General features: G+C 58.6%; 17 protein-coding genes and 1 tRNA gene. 7 read left to right on the forward strand and 11 right to left on the reverse strand.

Annotated elements, in window-relative coordinates:
• Window positions 1-20 precede the first annotated feature (20 nt).
• The 4 genes from N3C64_RS14165 to N3C64_RS14180 are packed head-to-tail and all read right to left on the reverse strand — an operon-like array spanning window position 21 to window position 4,914.
• Window positions 21-1,547: an aldehyde dehydrogenase family protein gene (locus N3C64_RS14165; protein WP_218631156.1), complete on the reverse strand. Its 1,527-nt coding sequence runs from the start codon at window positions 1,545-1,547 to the stop codon at window positions 21-23.
• Window positions 1,548-1,550: 3 nt separating this feature from the next.
• Entirely contained in the window at window positions 1,551-2,318 is a 768-nt protein-coding gene (locus N3C64_RS14170) for an enoyl-CoA hydratase/isomerase family protein (protein WP_260014939.1), read from the reverse strand.
• A complete protein-coding gene (locus tag N3C64_RS14175; protein ID WP_260014940.1) occupies window positions 2,315-3,886 on the reverse strand; it encodes an acyl CoA:acetate/3-ketoacid CoA transferase in 1,572 nt (523 codons plus the stop codon). Before N3C64_RS14175 ends, N3C64_RS14170 begins: the two co-directional genes overlap by 4 nt.
• Entirely contained in the window at window positions 3,883-4,914 is a 1,032-nt protein-coding gene (locus N3C64_RS14180) for a Gfo/Idh/MocA family protein (RefSeq protein WP_260014941.1), read from the reverse strand. Before N3C64_RS14180 ends, N3C64_RS14175 begins: the two co-directional genes overlap by 4 nt.
• 87 nt (window positions 4,915-5,001) lie before the next feature.
• Between N3C64_RS14180 and N3C64_RS15280 the strand changes: the two genes are divergently transcribed.
• Window positions 5,002-5,139, forward strand: coding sequence for a DDE-type integrase/transposase/recombinase (locus N3C64_RS15280; RefSeq protein ID WP_375546121.1), 138 nt, complete (start codon window positions 5,002-5,004; stop codon window positions 5,137-5,139).
• Window positions 5,140-5,380: 241 nt separating this feature from the next.
• Here the strand turns inward: N3C64_RS15280 and N3C64_RS14185 are convergent, their stop codons facing one another.
• From N3C64_RS14185 to N3C64_RS14195, 3 genes are all read right to left on the reverse strand, one after another.
• Entirely contained in the window at window positions 5,381-5,590 is a 210-nt protein-coding gene (locus tag N3C64_RS14185) for a hypothetical protein (RefSeq protein WP_260014942.1), read from the reverse strand.
• The gene (locus N3C64_RS14190; protein ID WP_260014943.1) at window positions 5,580-5,873 is read right to left on the reverse strand and encodes a hypothetical protein; all 294 of its coding nucleotides are present in this window, start codon (window positions 5,871-5,873) and stop codon (window positions 5,580-5,582) included. Before N3C64_RS14190 ends, N3C64_RS14185 begins: the two co-directional genes overlap by 11 nt.
• A gap of 132 nt (window positions 5,874-6,005) precedes the next feature.
• Window positions 6,006-8,093, reverse strand: coding sequence for a hypothetical protein (locus N3C64_RS14195; RefSeq protein WP_260014944.1), 2,088 nt, complete (start codon window positions 8,091-8,093; stop codon window positions 6,006-6,008).
• 614 nt (window positions 8,094-8,707) lie between these two features.
• On the opposite strand from N3C64_RS14195, the gene N3C64_RS14200 reads away from it, so the two are divergent.
• A complete protein-coding gene (locus tag N3C64_RS14200; RefSeq protein ID WP_260014945.1) occupies window positions 8,708-9,880 on the forward strand; it encodes a tyrosine-type recombinase/integrase in 1,173 nt (390 codons plus the stop codon).
• 148 nt (window positions 9,881-10,028) lie between these two features.
• Here the strand turns inward: N3C64_RS14200 and N3C64_RS14205 are convergent, their stop codons facing one another.
• On the reverse strand, window positions 10,029-11,378 hold the full coding sequence (locus tag N3C64_RS14205) for an AlbA family DNA-binding domain-containing protein (protein WP_260014946.1): 1,350 nt from the start codon (window positions 11,376-11,378) through the stop codon (window positions 10,029-10,031).
• Window positions 11,379-11,661: 283 nt separating this feature from the next.
• Between N3C64_RS14205 and N3C64_RS14210 the strand changes: the two genes are divergently transcribed.
• Window positions 11,662-12,456, forward strand: a complete 795-nt coding sequence (locus N3C64_RS14210) for a hypothetical protein (protein WP_260014947.1) — start codon at window positions 11,662-11,664, stop codon at window positions 12,454-12,456.
• 14 nt (window positions 12,457-12,470) lie between these two features.
• Here N3C64_RS14210 and N3C64_RS14215 read toward each other — a convergent pair whose 3' ends face one another.
• Entirely contained in the window at window positions 12,471-12,947 is a 477-nt protein-coding gene (locus tag N3C64_RS14215) for a hypothetical protein (RefSeq protein WP_260014948.1), read from the reverse strand.
• Between the two features lie 324 nt (window positions 12,948-13,271).
• On the opposite strand from N3C64_RS14215, the gene N3C64_RS14220 reads away from it, so the two are divergent.
• From N3C64_RS14220 to N3C64_RS14235, 4 genes are all read left to right on the forward strand, one after another.
• Complete coding sequence (locus tag N3C64_RS14220) at window positions 13,272-13,520, forward strand: helix-turn-helix transcriptional regulator (protein WP_260014949.1); 249 nt, start codon at window positions 13,272-13,274, stop codon at window positions 13,518-13,520.
• A complete protein-coding gene (locus tag N3C64_RS14225; RefSeq protein WP_260014950.1) occupies window positions 13,468-13,785 on the forward strand; it encodes a hypothetical protein in 318 nt (105 codons plus the stop codon). Before N3C64_RS14220 ends, N3C64_RS14225 begins: the two co-directional genes overlap by 53 nt.
• Window positions 13,782-15,866: an AICE element replication initiation protein gene (locus N3C64_RS14230; RefSeq protein WP_260014951.1), complete on the forward strand. Its 2,085-nt coding sequence runs from the start codon at window positions 13,782-13,784 to the stop codon at window positions 15,864-15,866. Before N3C64_RS14225 ends, N3C64_RS14230 begins: the two co-directional genes overlap by 4 nt.
• Before the next feature lie 471 nt (window positions 15,867-16,337).
• Window positions 16,338-17,075 carry a competence protein CoiA gene (locus tag N3C64_RS14235; protein WP_260014952.1) on the forward strand — a complete coding sequence of 246 codons (738 nt, stop codon included), beginning with the start codon at window positions 16,338-16,340 and terminating at the stop codon, window positions 17,073-17,075.
• A gap of 157 nt (window positions 17,076-17,232) precedes the next feature.
• Here N3C64_RS14235 and N3C64_RS14240 read toward each other — a convergent pair whose 3' ends face one another.
• Entirely contained in the window at window positions 17,233-18,249 is a 1,017-nt protein-coding gene (locus N3C64_RS14240; RefSeq protein WP_260014953.1) for a DUF4062 domain-containing protein, read from the reverse strand.
• Window positions 18,250-18,537: 288 nt separating this feature from the next.
• Window positions 18,538-18,614, reverse strand: a tRNA-Met gene (locus N3C64_RS14245).
• Window positions 18,615-18,660 lie beyond the last annotated feature (46 nt).

Consider the following 18,660-nt stretch of genomic DNA (forward strand, 5'->3'; position numbering starts at 1 on the left):
CGGCATCCCGGTTTGCGGGCTTATGCCGTTCTCACCCAAGGTGCCCGCTTGCGGCCAATGCGCATCACGAGGGACTTCACCTCAAGGAATTCCTCAAAACCGTATTTACCGATCTCGCGGCCCTGACCGGATTGCTTCATTCCGCCGAATGTCAGCTCGGGGAACCCATCCATCCAGGTATTGGTCCAGACCGTCCCTGCCTGGACGCGCCGGCAGAACTCGAGACAGGTATGGATATTCTCGCTCCAGACCCCTGCCGAGAGACCGTAGGTCGAGTCGTTTGCCAGCGCGATCGCCTCGTCGAGGGTCTTGAACGTCAAGACGGTCAGAACCGGCCCGAAAACCTCTTCGCGCACAATCGCCATATCGGGCGTTACGCCCCGCACGACCGTGGGTTCGTAGAACTGCGTGCCAAGCCCGGGGACCGACATGATATGCCCGCCAAGACAAACCTCGGCTCCTGCCGCGACGGCCTGGCGCACGTATCCATCAATCTTGGCCTGGTGATCCGTGGTCACGATCGCGCCCACCTGCGTGTCGGAGTTCATCGGGTTGCCAAAAACAACCTTGCGCGACAGCGCGACGACGCGCGCCACGAAGGCATCTGCCACATCCTCATGCACGATCACGCGGCTGGACGAGTTGCAGCATTGGCCAACGTTGAAATAGATCCCGAAAGTGACCGCATCCGCCGCCTGCTCAAGGTCCGCATCGGGGAAGATCACCTGTGGGTTCTTGCCGCCCAGTTCCAGAGCGACCTTCTTCAGGGTTTCGCCCGCGGACTTCGTGATCAGCTTGCCGACGGCGGTCGAGCCCGTGAACGTGACCATATCCACATCCTCATGCGTGGTCATCAAACTCCCGACGGGATTGCCATAGCCCAGAACAATGTTGCAGACGCCCGCGGGCAGACCGGCTTCTTGCAGGAACTCTCCCAGCATCGCTGTTGTCGAGGGCGTGACTTCGGAGGGCTTCACCACGCAGGTACACCCGGCAGCAAGAGCGAACGGAAGCTTCTGACTGAGGATCCAGAACGGGAAGTTCCAGGGCGTGATGATCGAGACAACGCCGATCGGCTCTTTCAACACGACGCCCATCATGTCATCGCCAAGGGCATTGTGGCTGTCACCATGCACCGTCCGCGCGAGCGAAGCCGCATATCGCCAAAGATCCGCCGCGCCGCCGCACTCGCCCCTTGCCTGGCTGATGGGTTTACCGCTTTCAAGGGTCTCGATCACCGCGAGGCGTTCGACATTTGCCTCGATCAGGTCAGCGATCCTGTTCAGAATGGCTGCGCGATCCTTGGCGGGCAGGCGGCTCCAGCGACCGTCGTCAAACGCGGCGCGCGCAGAGCGGATCGCCGCTTCCGTTTCGACATTCGACCCCAGCGCGGCCTGACTGACGACCACACCATGCGAAGGTGAAACCCGGTCCGATTTTTGCCCATCCGCGCTCTGCGCGAATTCTCCGTCGATAAAATGCCGCGCCTGATAGGGCGCGTCGGGCATGTCGACGGTTTGTTCCGAGAGGATGTTTAGGTCGGACATGAGTTATCTTCCTGAGAAATCTGGCTTACGTTTTTCGCGAAAGGCGGTGACGCCCTCTTCGCGATCCGAGGTTGCCGCCATCGCGGCGCTGCCGAGTGCTTCGACCATCGCGCCCCGATCCTCGCCTTGAGCGGCGTGGATCATGGACTTGGAGATCTCGACCGCACGCGGCGACAAGGTGATCGCGCGTTCGAGCAAGGCATCGGCGGCGGCCCGGGGATCATCGTCCACCGATGCAACAAAACCGCAGCACAATGCACGATCCGCTTTAATCCGGTTTCCGAACAGAGCCATTTCCTTGACCATCGGTTCGGGCAGGAGACGCATCAGACGTTGCGTGCCCGACCAGCCCGGAACGATACCGACGCCTGCCTCGGGCAAAGCCAAGGTTGCCTTGGGCGCCATGACGCGAATGTCGCAAGCCGCTGCGAGTTCAAGACCGCCGCCAAAGGCATGCCCGTTAAGCACCGCTATGGTCGGTTTGGACAGGCGGGCCAGTCGATCAAAGATCCGATGGCCGTCGCGCACCCAGTGGCGCGCAAACGCGGCAGGGGACAGATCCCCCCAAGCATTGATATCGGCCCCTGTGCAGAACACTTTCTCACCCTCGGCGGTGACAAGCACCGCCAAGATGGATGCGTCCCGCTCGATTGCATCGAGATGTTGTGCAAGTTGCGCCAGCATCTCGACCGTGAAAGCATTCATCTTGGCGGGGTTATCAAGCCGCAACTCGGCCACTTTGCCGTGGCGGTGAAAATGGACCGCGCTCACTTGCCCCACCCCATCGGCCCGTCGGCCAGCAGCGAGATCGGCAGCGTAATCGCATCCGGAGCGATCGACACGCGGCCACCAGAGGCTTGCACGATATCGCGCTCAGGATCGATGCCGGGCATGATCTCGGTTGCTACGAGGCCCGTTTCGGCGAGGCGCATGACACATCTCTCCGTGACATAGAGAACCTCTTGCCCCAGCTCGCGGGCGCGTTGTCCGGAAAAGGTGACGTGCTCGACTGCTTCGACCATCTTCGCAAACTTGCCCGGAGCTTCAACCTTGATCCCTTCGGAGGTCAGTTCGATCCGGGCACCCGCCTCGAACCAGCCCGAAAAGACGATCTTCTTTGCGCCCGAAGTGATGTCGACGAAGCCGCCGCATCCCGCCGTGAGGTAGGGCTTCTTCCCGAGCTTGGAAACGTTCACGTTGCCCTCGACATCCACTTCGAGGAAGGACAGGAACGACACGTCAAAACCGCCGCCCTGGAAGTAGATGAACTGCTGCGGCGAGGGCACGAAGGCGTCAGCGTTCGATGAGCAACCGAATGCGAAACCCGTCAACGGAATACCCCCGACCGCGCCCTGCTCGACCGCCCAGGTAACCGCTTCCGGATGGCCTTCCTCAAGCAAGATGCGCGGCACCATTGCGCTGATGCCGAAACCCAGGTTGGCGGTCATTCCGGGGCGAAGCTCCATCGCCGCGCGGCGCGCGATGATCTTTTCGACGCCCCGCTCCGCCAGTGAAAAGCTGTCCCAAGGCCGCATGATCTGTCCGGAGATTGCTGGATCGTAAGGAGTTTCGCATGTCTGTTTCTGGTCCGGATCGATCACGACCAGATCGACAAGGTGACCGGGAACGCGCACGTCATGGGGCCGCAAGGAACCGCGCTTGGTCACGCGGCTGACCTGAGCGATCACGAGGCCGCCATGGTTCCGGACACAGATCGCCTGCTCAAGACCGCCAAGATAGGCCCCTTCGTGCTCATAGGTCAGATTGCCGTGTTCGTCCGCCGTGGTCGCGCGCAGGATCGCGACATTGGGCACGATATTGGGGAAATGCAGCCATGTGTCGCCGTCGAACTCAACGCGTCTCACGATCGGAGCGGCTGCACCCATGTCATTCATCGCGCAGCCCTCGCGGATCGGGTCCACGAAAGTGTTCATACCTACTTTGGTGAGCACGCCGGGACGATTTGCCGCCGTTTCTCGCGCCATGTCAAAGAGGATACCCGAGGGGACGTTATAGGCTGCGACCCGGTTTTCGACGATCATCTTCCAGATTTCCGGCATCGGTTTGGACGACGGGCCAGATGGGTACGAGCCGCCGAGGATCCGGCACAACAAGCCATCCTTGGCGATATGGTCGACACCTTTGACGCCATACATGTCGCCCGCGGCGATAGGATGAATCGAGGTCAGCTCCCGCGGATGGCCTTCGGCATCGAAGCGCGCGCCAATTGCTTTGAGGACTAGGTCGGGGCAACCCAGGGCTGACGAGGAAGACACCGTCACCACGGCCCCATCGGCAATGCGAGCGGCCGCTTGCGCCGCGCTGACGATCTTGCTCATTCGATTTCTCCATAATTGATTGTTTGGCGCGCGCCTGTCCGGGCGGCGTCACGCACCGCAAGAGCGACCATCAGCGATTTCGCCCCGTCTGTGCCGGTCGCGGCGGGTGACACGCCGCGGGCAACTGCGCTTTGAATGTCCTCAATGACAGACCCGTAAATCTCGGCTGCATCGAACGAGATCTCGCGCCGACCCTGTTTGGACACCAACTCGATCCGTCCGAGCGGTTCCTGAGCCATCACACCCTGCGCAAAGACCGACGCTTGGGTGCCGTGAACTTCGATGCCCGACTGGGTGAACGGATGGGTGAAGCTTTCATGGCTGAAGACCATGGCGCCGGATGGCATCGTCCAAACCGACATGGCGGAGTCTTCGACTCCCGCTCCCATGCCGGATGTCGCCGTTTCGGCAATCACAGATTCCGGGTCTTCCTGGAGAAGGAAGCGCACGGTATCCGCGTTATGAACAGTGAGATCCATGATGACGCCGCCGCCGGCCGAGGGATTATCCAGGCGCCAGCCGCGAAGATGCTCCGGAAGATGAACGGCGTGAAACAGCCGAAGCGACAACACCCTTCCAAGCGCACCAGATGTGATAAGCGCCCGAATGGCCTTGTGACTGCCCGCACTGCGCAGGTGATGGTTCACGGCCAAGGTGACGCCGGCGCTGCGTGCCGCAGAAACCATCTCGGCTGCCTCGGCGGCGTCCATTGCGAGGGGTTTCTCGCAAAGAACGTGCTTGCCTGCCCCAATCGCGGCCATCGCGAGCGGGTAATGCTTTTCATTCGTGGTCGAGATGTAGACCGCCTGCACGGCTTGATCCTCGAGCGCCTCTTCAACGGAGGTCGACCAGCGCTCAATCCGGTGCGCCTGCGCGAAGGCCCTGGCGCGTTCGGCCTTGCCGCTCACGACCCAGCGCACGGCGCCATCTGTTTGGGCACGTATTGCTGAGACGATGTATTGGCCAGCAATCGTGCTGGCGCCGAGCAATGCCCACTTCACGTCCTGCCCTCCATTGGAACGTTCCATACGTATAATGGAACGTTCCAAGCACTGTCAATAGCGCAACTACAGGGAAGGGCGAATGAGAGACGACTGACTTCCAGCCAGTGAAGGATTGACGGAACTTTCGTAAAGGTTCCGGTCCGCTGGCGCGCCACGCGTCGCGCGGCCGATCAGTACGGCCAGACCCTTGAGATCCTGCTCTCCGATCGCCGCAATCAGAGTGCGGGTCAGTGGTTCTTCACACGGTGAAGGTGATCCGAAGGCGCGCAGGCGGCGCTCTCGTCATCTTGCCAGCGTGGCTATCGAGCCAACTCACCTTCTTCGCAAACCTGCTCCGGACCGCTGACTTTATTGCCGTGGAAGATCTGTCCACCCAAGTGGCTCTCGAACATGAGGTAGGCATTGGAACGGGCGGACGAGCGCAAGAAATACGCCTGTAGTTTGTTCAGGTCCGTTATGGTGCCTTCGCCACCAGTGTAGAAAAGGCAGCCTACGGCAATGGGCACCTCATGGTGCGCAAACGCAGCGAGATCTCCTCGCTTTCGGCGTTCTGAACTGCAAGCTGCAATGCGCGGGCCACCTGCCGCAGCGCGAAGTACCGATCCGATCCCGGCTCGAAATTTGACACGATCCACGCCTGCATATCGCCCCAGACCCCATCGCCGTCCGCATCGACACTGTTGAGCGTGTCACGGGTCACGTTGATTGCTACGCGCAGGGGGCGCGGATCTCACATGAATGGTTCCCTGCGGAAACCGCGCGGGTGTGCCCTCAGGCGGCGCAACGGTAATCTGAACCGTAAACACCTCACCCGCCGAAAGGGATGGCACGACCGGGGGTGTAACCGACACGATATCGGCAAGCTGTGGCGCGACGAACAGACCAAGCCCGTCGGTGGGTTCATCAAACAAGAGATCGGCCGAGAAGCGCTCGGCGCCTCCCGCAGACGCTTCGGCGCTAAGCTTGCGGGGATCCCAGGTCACCTTGGGCTCCCCGCAGGCTGACGAAGAAAGCAGGATACCCGCGCCAACTGCACCCATAAAAAAGCGCATGAAACCCGCCGGCCAAGCCGCACCTTGCGCCGCTTCGTCAGCTGCTCCAAACGACGGGCAGGCTTACAGCAGCCAGGTTTCCCCGTCCGAGAAGATCACCTTATCGATCCCGTAGAGATCGATGAACTGCCCATCGCCCATGCTTAGCGACACGCCTTCCGCCCCGTAACTATCTGTCGTGGTTGAGACGGTGACATCCGATGCACTCAGGTTCAGCAGGGTCACGCTGTCGAACCCGTCGTTCCCGGAATAGTCATCGCCATAGACCGACAGATGGGTGCTGCCTGACGCCGGCGCGTTCAGCGCAAGCGAAAGGGTATCGTCTCCGGAGCCAAGCCAGATGGATCCCTCGGTGCCTCCGGGGTAGAATTGAACTGGGTCAGATCCCGGCGCCTCAAGCGGCGGGATATAAAGCGAGGTGACATCGGAGGTGTCCACGTGGATCACGTCGTCTCCATCACCGGCGGAGATCGACAGGCGCACCTTGGCGGCCAGCGCGACCGAGGGATCGCTGTCCAGAACGAAGCGCAGGCTGTCATCTCCGCTTCCCAAGTCGATGCTCCCGTCAGCCATCATTTCGCCTGACGTGCCGAGATAGGTGAAATGCAGATCGACCACATCGTGGCCCGAGCCGGTATCGATCTCAGGGTTGAACCACGCGCCGGTCTGCGCATCGGCCCGGATCACCACCTGGTCGCTCTGCGCGCCGGTATCGATGGAACTGCCGTAAAAACGCATCTCTTCGCCGCCCAGCATCTGCAGAATCACGACATCTTCGCCCCAGCCGGTGTCGATCTCGTTCAGGGCAAAAAACTGCTGGGTTGGCGAGGTCAGATTGAAGACCAACGTATCGGCACCAAGCCCCAGACGGCTCTCGGCTGTTTCGTCGGTCTCGAACGTATAGCCCGAAATCGTCCCGGCACTGATATGGCGCGCATCATCCCCCAGGGTGTAGTCCAGCATGGGCGCGACAAGGGCCGGGTCGGTATACCCGGCCGAGAACAGCGTCGCGGTCCCGTAATCCAGAACATCCGCCGGATCGAAGCTGACCGAGGAGAGGTCGATCTCACCATCCGGCCCCAGAACAGAGGCCCGCACCGAGCTTGTCGCGGTCCCGTGCAGGGTCACATCGACGGTCGCAGTGCTTTCGGAAACGGCGCCGTGGCCGTCGACGGCACGCAGCTCCACCTTGGCCCAACTTTCCTCGTCAGTCGTCAAGCCAATCGGCAGACCTTCGGGCGAAACGACCAGCGTGCTGCCTTCGGTCGAGATGTCGAAAGGATACCTGTAATGCACGTAGTTCTGCGTGACCGAGACGATCTCATAATCAAGGGTCGTACCGTCATCGTCACTGTCGATATCCGAGCCGAGTGCCGAAAGGTCGAAGCGCGCTTCGCCGGTATCATCCGTCACGAAAGACGCAGTGCCGCGAATTGTCGGTGCGTCGTTCACGCCGGTGATTGCCAAATCGAAGGTGACTGCGCGGGTCTCTTGGGGCGTATAGCCAAAGAAATCCTCCGTCGAGGTGGTGGTCACATAAAGCGTCACCGTCTCGATCCATACTTCGCCCTCGGCCAAGGACACCCCGGCCTCGTTGTATTCGAAGGAGAAATCGTAGACCCGCTGCGTCGATTGCGGGCCCCATTTGTAGTCGCCGTTGGTATAGCTGTCAGTGTTACTCAGAACGGTCAGGCGACCGAACTCTGTCGTCTCGGTCCAGTTTCCGTTGGGCGCACTCAGCTTTGCGCTGACCTGATTGTCGTCGAGATCGAGGATCGTGAAAGAGAAGCTTGCATCGGTATCCTCGGTCACCGCGAAAGTTTCGGGCACACCCGAAATTTCCATCGGCAGGTCTTCGCCCAGCACGATGGTCGCGTCGTTGAATTGCAGGATCTCGATTCCGCTCAGCAGGTCGGTTCCGGTGCCGCCCGAGGAGTCTGTCAGCTTCCAGTCGATGCCCTTCTCGATCGAGCGCGACCAATCGTAATCCCAGACCGAGCCATCGAGAACCAAGGTATCCGTGCCCGACGAGCCCTTGACGACGTCATCGCCCGCCGTCGAGATCAGCGTGTCATCGCCACGCGTCCCGCGCAGTGTGCTGCCTCCGGTGGTGCTCCCGGCGTCACCCCCACCCTTCGTCGGCTTCGGCATGGCATAATCCTTTACGTTCAATAGACATTCAAAAAACTTCTATCGGAACCGTAGGCGATCCAGACCCATATCTCAAGTTTTCAGGCGATCTCCCACATGCCGAATCTAGATTTCCTTTTCCGCTTCTACTGCAAGGCTCCCATTTCTCTTCGTGTCTGCGCACCGAAAGCAAGCGCCGTCGGAAAGGTCGCGTCACAGTGTTGGGGGGTGACGCGCGCGGGTAGCATCTAGAACAGTCGAGCGACCGATTGCATTGCCCAGGTCCGCACTTAGTCAGCTTGGGTCTGACGGTCGACGTCTGAGCGCTCTCCGTTTGCTTCCAGTTTGCTTCCACGGGCAAAGTCGCAACGCGAACGACCGCCCAGAGTTGGCGCTTAACGCATTGTTTTTGCTTTTGAAGATTGGTTGCGGGGGTAGGATTTGAACCTACGACCTTCAGGTTATGAGCCTCATTGTCGTATGTTTGCTTGAGTTTGTGGATCGTATTTCCTTGGTGTTCTGTCAGTATGTTAGATTGATTCATGCTTTTCTGTCATTCGTCGCAGATTGCCCATTTTTGCTCCAGAGTGTAGCACCAGCGTAGCACCGCCGTAGCACAGGACAGGAGCCGCCCATTGGAAGACCGCCGCCTGAACTTCATCAAGAGCGCCCTTGCAGGACTCCCGCCTGCCCCGAAGGGCCGCAAGGATTTCTACTACGACACCAAGGAGCAAGGCTTGTGCCTGGCGGTGACGTCCACAGGCACCAAGACATTCTACCTCTACAAGCGCGTGGAGGGCCGCCCCGAGCGCATCCTCCTGGGCCGCTTCCCCGATATAAGCATCGAGAACGCCCGCAAGGCAGCAATGAGCATGAAGGGCGCGATTGCGGCGGGGAAGAACCCACAGAAGGAACGCCGCGCCATCCGCGACGAGATGACCTTCGGCGCGCTCTTCACCGAATACATGGAGAAGTATTCCAAGGTGCATAAGCGCTCCTGGGCCTATGACGAGCGCGAGGTGAACAAATACCTCTCGCATTGGTTCAAGCGGCGTATCTCCACCATCGAGAAGGCCGAGGTGGAGCGGCTGCACGCCAAGATCGGCAAGGAGAACGGCCTGTACCAGGCGAACCGCCTGCTTGAGCGTATCCGCTCGATCTTCAACAAGGCGATTGATTGGGGATGGGATGGCACCAACCCGGCCATCGGGATCAAGAAATATCGCGAGAAGAGCCGGGAACGCTTCTTGCAGCCTGACGAATTTCCGCGCTTCTTCGTGGCCCTGGGGAACGAGCCGAACGAGACCGCGCGCGACTTCTTCATGCTCTCGCTCCTGACCGGGGCGCGGAAGTCGAACATGCTGGCGATGGTGTGGAAGGATATCAATTTTACCACCGCGACGTGGCGCATTCCCGAGACGAAGAACGGCGAGGCCCAGGTAGTCCACCTGTCCGACCCGGCGATGGAACTGCTCACCCAACGCAAGCTGGCATCCGAGAGCCCCTGGGTCTTTCCTGGCGAGGGTCGCACAGGCCACCTGGCCGACCCGAAGAAAGCCTGGGGCCGTATCCTGGCGGAAGCGGGGCTTGAAGACCTGCGCATTCATGATCTGCGCCGCACCCTGGGCAGTTACCAGGCCGCGACCGGAGCCAATGGCTACATCATCGGCAAGTCACTTGGACACAAGAGCCAGCAATCCACCGCGATCTATGCGCGGCTCAACCTTGATCCCGTTCGGGACTCGGTCAACAAGGCCACTGAGGCGATGTTGGGGTATGCGGGTGCGGGCGAAGAACAACACCGCTGAGGACGCCATGGCGCTAGCAGGTTTGGATCGGTGCTTGTGCAGCGCAAGAGAGCCAATGGCAGCAGTCAACGTGGCTGAAAATAGGCTCGCCGCAAATTCGGGAGTTGTCTTAAGGAAAGACCAATTTCGGATCGGAGCGCCAATAGCGTCATCGGCTTTCGATAGAGCGAACAACGCTTTCTGCAGTGATCGCCGGGCCTTGGGTCAGTTTGTTCATCGGTTGAATCATCGATGCGATGGTTGAACTCCGTGTCTCGGCCGACAAGTCTTCTACATGCACCACAAAGTCTACCTGCTTCGTATTCTGGTGCGCCCGGTAGTCCATGCTGTAATAGACCCCAATGTTGGGGGACTTGAGATTTCGTCCGCTTAGCCCGCTAAAAAACACTCGGATACGGATGTCCCCAGTGAAGTTAAAGTGGTCAGCGATGTGTTTCACTGTCGCAAGGAAGCTGTTTGCATAGGCAATTTGCTGCGCGGTCCAAATGTGCTGGCCTCTCTCCCACGTGCGCGACGACCTATTCTCGACGGCGCTCTTTATCCAGTCCGTGTCTTCCCAATAGGAGATGACTTCTGTTCCGCTCAAGCACTCGCTTAGCCGCCAAATCGCACGATGATCGAAATCCGTGGTATTAACGTGAACTTCGAGGCCGTCATGATCCGCAACTTCTATGACAAAGGGGCGATTGGGCGAGTTGTAGTCATTATCAAAAAAAGTATAGCCACTTCGCTTGTCTTGCGGACGATGGCGCAAGCACTCAGTCAGTTGATCGGTCGTAACCGGCTCAGCATCAACCAGTTGGAAGCCATAGGCGACGAAGCAATTTGTGAGATCGACCTCATACGGATACTTCTGGGCCTCCTCCTTCCACCGTGCGACCACGTGTTCAAAATCCGCGTCAAATACATTTTGCTCCTCGATCTCGGGTGCTGGTCGAGGTTGCTCGATCATCGTCGATAACGCGCTGAGCAACGACGTCTTATCGCTCAATACACAGCGTCTTATCACGTCCTGCCATTCATCCGGCGTCTCGATGGGCGCAGAAACAGGTCCTGCCTTGCGAGTGTAGTGAACACCCTTTACGACGCCTTGTGTGCGCCCGCGCGCGTCGTTCGGGCCATTTTTCTTTCCGCATACCGGTGACGCACCACACGATGGAACCCAGATGACTGGAACTGAAAAACCTATTCCATTCGGTTGTTCCGCGCTGACGGTGCAATGCGGTGATGGTTGCAGATACGCTGCCGAGATTTGGTTGATCTGATCTTGGTCAACGCCAACAATCTCTTCTGGAAGTGCATCAGGGTAGGTTCCGTCGTCTTCGCGCCCCAATACAATCCACCCACCTCCATGATTTGCCAGTGCGCAGATTTCCTTCGCGAGCTTTGCTTTGCCGACACTATCATTCAACGGGAGGGAACGCTTGAACTCGACGTCCAAGTCTTCATTTGGAAATTTGAGCGCGTGGCTGAAATCTAACGGTAGTTCGTTTGGCATATTTATCTCTGAAGCGTTTGTTGCTTGTAGCAGTGAAAGAATACCGGGGGGATGGGCGTGTTCTTACGCTGACCTCAGCCAGAAGCTTCATCAATCTTTAACGTTTTGCAATGTCCGACACCTACGAATTGCTGTTATTTGCTTCCTACGCAGCTTCCGCCACTCTGGGCTCAAAACGGCCATTAGCCGCACGTTCAACCCCGGCTCAATCTGGACCCCACGCGCGAATCCGTGAACAAGTCCACAGCAGCGACGTTGGAGTATGGGGACAGACCGGGACCAAATGACACAGACTGAACGCATGGCGCTGGCCTGGGTGGTCAGTGACGAGATTGAACCCGCAGACCTCATTACTCCCGAACTCCTGGCAGCCTTCGCGGCATATGCCGGACTGCCCAAGAACGAGGCCACGCAATCCGCCCTCAGTGACGCCCTGGACGCTTTCAGAGGGGCCTGGTTCGATCTGGACGCCCTCAGGCCGGAGAGCGCCGAGAACAAGGCGCTGGAAGCGGCGGCGGCGAACGCGGGCAAGCTTTATGACGATCTGCTCGCGCTCCAGGAATATCCCGGCATCGAGGGCCGGTTGGAACGGACAATCAGTGCGTTTCCGCATCTCTACGAATTGGAAGATGGGAAGACGCTGCGAGATTTGCTTGGCACCCGTCGAAACATCTTCCGCACCTACCGGGAACTCCTGGTCGATCTGCAAGCCTGCCTGGAACTGACGATCAACCGCAAACCCAGGCGGCAGGTGCTTGACGGGCTGGATGATGAAGACCCGATCGACCTTGAAACCGACGAGGAACACGCGAAGCGGATGAAGGACTGGCGGGCGCGGAGCAAAGCAAGGTCTCTTCCCAAAGAGCACGCCCTGCATGCGTTCTTGCTGAGCCTGCGCCCCTATTGGGAGGCGCACAGCCCTTACCCGTTCACTGAAGGGATGCACTACAAGGAAGCGAACCAGACGATCTCATTCCTGGTTGACGCGGTGGAACAGGTGATGGCGATTGCCTCGCCCGATACGACGCGGGCGCAGATTGTGACCGCCATTCGAGAAGTTCGCGCATCGCCGCGTTAAGGAAGCAACGCCAGCTAGCCTTTGGAAGCGAAATCCATGTCCCAACCCCCGTCATCCTCAGAGACATAATATTCCTCCACATTGCCCGAAATTTTTTCATAAATGGCGGGGAGATAATCGACAAGAACGCCCATCGTTACGCGGTCGCCCGGAAAGTCATGATAGAAGCTCAAATAGTCACGCATTTCTTCATGTTCATCCTGAGGAAGTAGCGTGAACGGGTCTTGTTCCCCGTAATCCCATAAGTTGGATAGGTGGATAAACTTCGAACAAAATTGATACGCCCTTGAGGCCCACTCGTGTCGCTTCACAGAAAGCTCGTGAAACTCTTTATCCGTGATAGGGATCAGCTTCCCTTTGCTGGTCTGTTTTTTCCAACGCTGACCTTTTAGGAACTCGTCGCATAAAGCATCGCGCTCCACTTTGGGGACGTTGTAGAGCAAGAAATCGAGGCGCATCAGGTTATCGATTTCCTGTCTGATGATCCCCATGCAAGCTCCGTAGAGTTCCGTGCCATATAACAAGTCGAAGGCCGCTCGATGTTCGCCCGATCGTTTCCTGACCAAACTCAAAAATCGAGCCAAGCTAGGTTCACCCGATAAGCTCATAAGACACACCAATCCAAATAAAACGCCCCATCACGCTAACAGAACACCGCCATCTTGTAAGGTAGGATGGCGATAGCAGCTTAACCTGTTGAGCCATCGTAAAAGTGACGGCCACTTTTGCGCGTCACTTCCACGATCGGGTTTGATGGATGCGTTTGGGCGTTTCTGACAGGTTTCCACCATCGTTCAACTTTGATGGAAACTACGATGAATAACGCTCTTAAGACCCTTTTGACCCCGCAAGACGTGGCTGACCGTCTCGGGGTCTCCACCACCACCTTGAGCACCTGGCGCTGCACGAAGCGTTACCCGCTGGCCTATGTGAAGGTGGGCCGTCTGGTGCGCTATCGCATCACTGACGTGGAGGCCTTCGAGATGGCCCGCCTTCAAGAGGTGGCCGCCAATGACAACCAAGCCCCTCGCGCATCGCCATGTCTTCTTCGTCGCGGTCAATGACGCCTGCCTGCGCAACTGGCCGGGCCTGGTGCAGACCTGGCTTCCCCAGGGCCGTCGATACGGCGCGGAATGGGTAGCGCTGAACCCTACCCGCGCCGATACCCGCCCCGGCTCTTTCAAGATCAGCCTGCTGGATGGCAAATGGGCCGACTTCGCCACGGGTGACCGGGGCGGCGATCCGGTGAGCCTCTATGCCTATCTGAACGGCCTGTCGCAGAGCGCTGCGGCCCGTGAGCTTGTCGAGACCTGGGGGATGGGCGCATGAGTATGATTGCCACCCTGAGCCACCCGAAAGCAGGCAAGCCCGCCGCCCAGTATGTGTACCGGGACGCCGAAGGGCAGCCCGTCCTGGTCGCCAACCGTTACGTTAGGGGCGAGGGTAAATTCTTCCTGCCCTATGACGTGCTGACGGGCGCCTGGTCCGCCCCGGAGCATCGCCCGCTCTATCGCCTGGATCACCTGGTTGCGGCCAATGAGAACCGCCCCGTTATCCTGGTCGAGGGCGAGAAATGCGCCGACGCCCTGGCGGGGCTTGGCTTTGTCGCCACCACGACCTTTGGCGGAGCGCAAGCAGCGCATAAGGCGGACCTGTCTCCCCTTCGGGGACGGGAGGTCATCATCTGGCCGGACAAGGACGAACCGGGCCTCAAATATGCTGAAGGGCTGGCCCTAACGTTACATAGGGACTTCGACACTCAGCCGAAGATCATTCCCACCTCTGACCAGGTCCTACATAAGGTTACATACCCTAGTGGGGACGGCCTCGACGCTAGCCTAGCCTACCCTAAGGGATGGGACGCGGCCGACGCCGTGGCCGAGGGCTGGACGGTTGGCCAGATCAAGAAGCTCGCCCAACTCGCCACGCCCCTAGCCTATGCTAAGGCTAGCGGGGAGCCGCAGGCGGCGGAGCCTCCCGCTAACGATAGCCTCTTCGAGGATATCGAGTTCTGGCACACCCCCGACAAGCGGCCCTTTGCTTCCATCCGGCGCGAAGGACATTGGGAGAGCTTCGCCCTTGAGGGGGGCGCCTTCAAACAACTCCTGGCCTATGCGGAATACCGCTCCACCGGAAAAACCCCGCCGAGCGCCAGGCTCGAAGACATGGTGCGCCAGATGGTCGGCCAGGCTCTCTTCGAGGGGCCACAGCGCCCCGCCTTCCTGCGGATCGGAAAGACCGCCCAGGGCTTTGCGCTGGATCTCGGGACGCCCGACTGGTCCTCGGTGGAGGTGACGCCCGAGGGCTGGCAGCATCGCCAGGCAAAGGAGCCGCGCTTTCGGCGCAGTCATGGGCTTGCACCTCTTCCGATCCCCGTAGCTGGAAGCGCGGACGTGGGCCTATTGCGGGACTTCGTGAACGTGGGCAGCGATGCCGACTTCCAGCTTGTCGTGGGCTGGCTCCTGGGCGCGCTGCGCCCCGATGGCCCCTACCCTATCCTGGTGCTCTCGGGCGAGCAGGGCAGCGCCAAGAGCACGACGACCAAGGTGCTGCGTTCCCTGGTCGATCCCTCCACCCTGGAGACACGCTCCTTCCCTGGCGACGAGCGCGACCTGGTGATTGCAGCGCAAGGCGCGCATGTGCTGGCCTTCGACAACCTGTCGCGGGTCAAGCCCGCGATGGCGGATTGCCTCTGTCGTCTCTCCACCGGGGGCGGCTTTGCCACCCGCAAGCTGCATAGCGATGCCGACGAGGTTCTGTTCCAGGCAACGCGCCCGATCATCCTGAACGGTATTCCCGACTTGGCAGAGCGCGCGGACCTAGCGGACCGGGCCATCATCCTCACCCTGCCGACGATCCCCGAGAGTGCCCGGAGCTTCGAGAGTGACTTCTGGGAGCGCTTCGAGGCGGCGCGCCCGCGCATCCTGGCAGGGCTTCTGGATGCCGCAAGCCACGCACTGGCCCATAGCGCCTCTGTGCGGCTCGCAGAGCGCCCCAGACTGGCCGACTTCGCAAGATGGGTCACAGCAGCCGAACCCGCCCTGGACTGGCCTGAGGGGGCCTTCCTGGCCGCCTATCAGGCAAACCGGCGTGAGAGTGAGGCGGTCGCTATCGACAACAACATGGTGGCGGCCTTGGTTCTTCAGTTGATGCAGGAGCGCCGCGAGTGGCGCGGGACGGCGAACGAGTTGATCCAGGCCATACGCAGCCGCTTCAGGGCCGAGACCGAGAGCGCCGAGACCTTCCCCCGCAAGCCCAACCACTTCGGCAGCGAGTTGCGGCGGGTAACGCCCCTCCTGCGCCGCCAGGGCGTTACGGTCGAGCATCTGCGCGAGGCCAAGGAGCGGCGGCGGATCATTCGCCTAACGCTAGGCTTAGGTGAGGCTAGCCTAGGCTATAGCTTAGCCTAGGCGACGCACCCAACAATCTCCCTAGCCTAGGCTATCCTTAGGCTAGGGGCGGCGAACTACGAATCCTTCACCCAAGCCCTGAAAATCGTTGTCCGCCATCGTCCGCCTTGTCCGCCAATCAACCCTTATTCGCCTGGCAGCGGACAACGGCGGACAAGGCGGACAACGATAAGGCAGCTGTTCTCAGTACTCTGCCTCGGAACTACTCTCTGGGGAACGGCGCTCTTAGCAGCTCACCGAACATCCCGGATACCTGCAAACGACAACCGATGCGTCACCACGCTGACATTCCAGAGATGTGCAGCACGTCCAGAACCCCAGATTTTTGCATAGTGCCACTGAAACGACGCTACAGTTCACTTTATCCAATCGTCATTCAACGAAGAATCTGAGGTCACTTTGAGGTTTAAGTGTGGACGTCGAACCAGTATCACTTGGCTTTCTGATAATACTCGGTGTGGGAAATCATAGATGCTTACTGCAGATGTAAACGGCAGCCGATGCAGACCACTACCCGGTGCGGTTGGCAGCTGTCCGTTTTGTAATTCTGAGATGATTCCGCGTTGCGGTGAAGTAAGAGTTCATCATTGGGCGCATAAAAGCAAAGCAGACTGCGACCCCTGGTGGGAACCCGAAACTGATTGGCATCGGAATTGGAAGAATGAATTTCCACTAAGATGGCAGGAATATTTGTTTACCGATCATGCAACAGGTGAACGCCACATTGCTGACGTGCATACCTTGGCAGGCCTAACCGTAGAATTTCAGCATTCTCATCTCGAACCAAACGAACGTCGCGCAAGAGAAACTTTCTACAAGAACATGCTCTGGATCGTCGATGGATCAAGGCTTGAAGGTAACAGAAAGAAAATAACTGAGTGGCGAAATAAATTGGCTGAAATAATTCAAAATCAACATCGCACAAATCTGTTTCTGACCGACAATGCAGACGACCTTTTCCCCGCCAACTGGACAAACAGCCCTGCGCCAGTTTGTTTTGACTACATGGGGCCAAAAGCTGATTCATCATCTGACCCTCAACCGCTTTTTCTGCTTTACCCCGAAACCGTCCATCGAAAACGTCTTGTTGAGCCGCTAACTCGCGACGGATTACTGCGGTCTATTCTCTCAGAGCGTCTAAATATGAACTCGGTACGCGGTATCATGCAGAATGTCGCAAGTTTGCGTCTTGGAGGTAGGCGAAGATAACCAAAAATTGCTCCATTTGCAGGGCGCATACCGGTCTTCTGGAATCAAACCAATCTACTCTTCCGGCCTATTGTTAACATTCCTGTCCAACGCAGGGATCGTCTTGGGCCAGCGCCAAGCTGTCGGTCTTAGCAGGCGCGACTAAGCTTCCGGAGCATTATCCCTTTGTGACTACTGTCGATCGGAGCATCTGCTGCCTGCCCGCTTCTGTAAGAGACCAGTAAAGGCCGCTTCCTCCCGATCCCTTGGCCTGCGAAGAAAGCTCAATTAACCCTAGCGCCATAAACTGAATTCGAAGGGTATAAAAATCGTGCTGATCAATCTCCGGACTGAGCGCATCTTTTTGCAACCGCCCATATTTCTTACAAATGGACTGCGACAGGTCTGACTTGACAATATGTTCTATCTTTGGCGCCAAGAGGCTTGGCGACAATAATGCGAAAATTCCACCGAAATCAGCATTGATGGTCATGTTTTTCGTTTCCATCCCCCAAGCCCCAGGAACCTTGAAGGACACGGAAATTTTAGTTTGGCAATCTAGACCGGCAATATTTTTCGGAACACCCGCCAGTGGTTTTAGCTCCTGCCGAAGTTGCGTATTCTCAGAAAGCAACTGTCTGTTCTCGGCCTGCAGCGCAACTAGCCGCTCCAGGGTCTCATTAGCAACTGGTTTATCACCACGGACCCACCCGGGACGCGTCTTGGTAGCCTTCGCGTGATCCAGTGCCTCGCGCACGGCCAACTTCAGGGCATCGGGATTTTTCCACGTGCTTCGTAGTCGGCTTTGGCTGGCCTTCTGGATGAATGCCTCGAGCTTTTCGCGCCTTTCCGGGTCGGTCTCGGTGTCCTTGACGGGCAGTTCATCAAGCCCGTCGCGAAGCATTACGAGGACCGGGACGCCAATTTCCTTAGCGTAGTCGTGTTCCTTTTCCGTATAGCTCACGGCATTATCGGCTAAGGATCCATACTTGCCCGCGATGATCAGGATGTAGTAGTCGCACTGCGCAATCAGCGTCTTTATGAACTCGAACTGCTCCTCATCCGCCGCCGGAAAGGCTTCCATGCCAACGGGGAAATCCCCAGCTCGAATTACTGTTTGCTCGACCGCCCGCCGCTCTTCAATCAAATCTTTATAGGTCGAGCTTATGAAGACCTGATATCGCTTATCACTCATGATTTTTTCCAATCTTTCCGCTAGTTGAAGTATTGCCGCGCTTTTGCGTCACCTTCAATATTGCGGGGACTTAGTAACGCTGGGGGTACTGCGCTTCTGGTGCGGCACAACGAGCTGAACTGACAACTTCTTGAACTACCGCCCGGCACCTCTGGACACCCCCCCTACGCGCCGCCTCCCACTCTTTCCTTGCGCCTTAGCGTAGCACCGCTGTAGCACCGGCAGGAGTCAGAATGCGCAAAGCCGCCCTTAATTGGCGCGTAACGTGTTGTAATTTCTGCGGATTTTTGGTTGCGGGGGTAGGATTTGAACCTACGACCTTCAGGTTATGAGCCTGACGAGCTACCGGGCTGCTCCACCCCGCGAGAGTATTGCGTTTTTTGCGCGGTGCAATGATCCGCTTTGGCCCCG

The sequence above is a fragment of the Sedimentimonas flavescens genome (genome assembly GCF_025154035.1).
Taxonomy (GTDB): Bacteria; Pseudomonadota; Alphaproteobacteria; order Rhodobacterales; family Rhodobacteraceae; genus Rhodobacter; species Rhodobacter flavescens.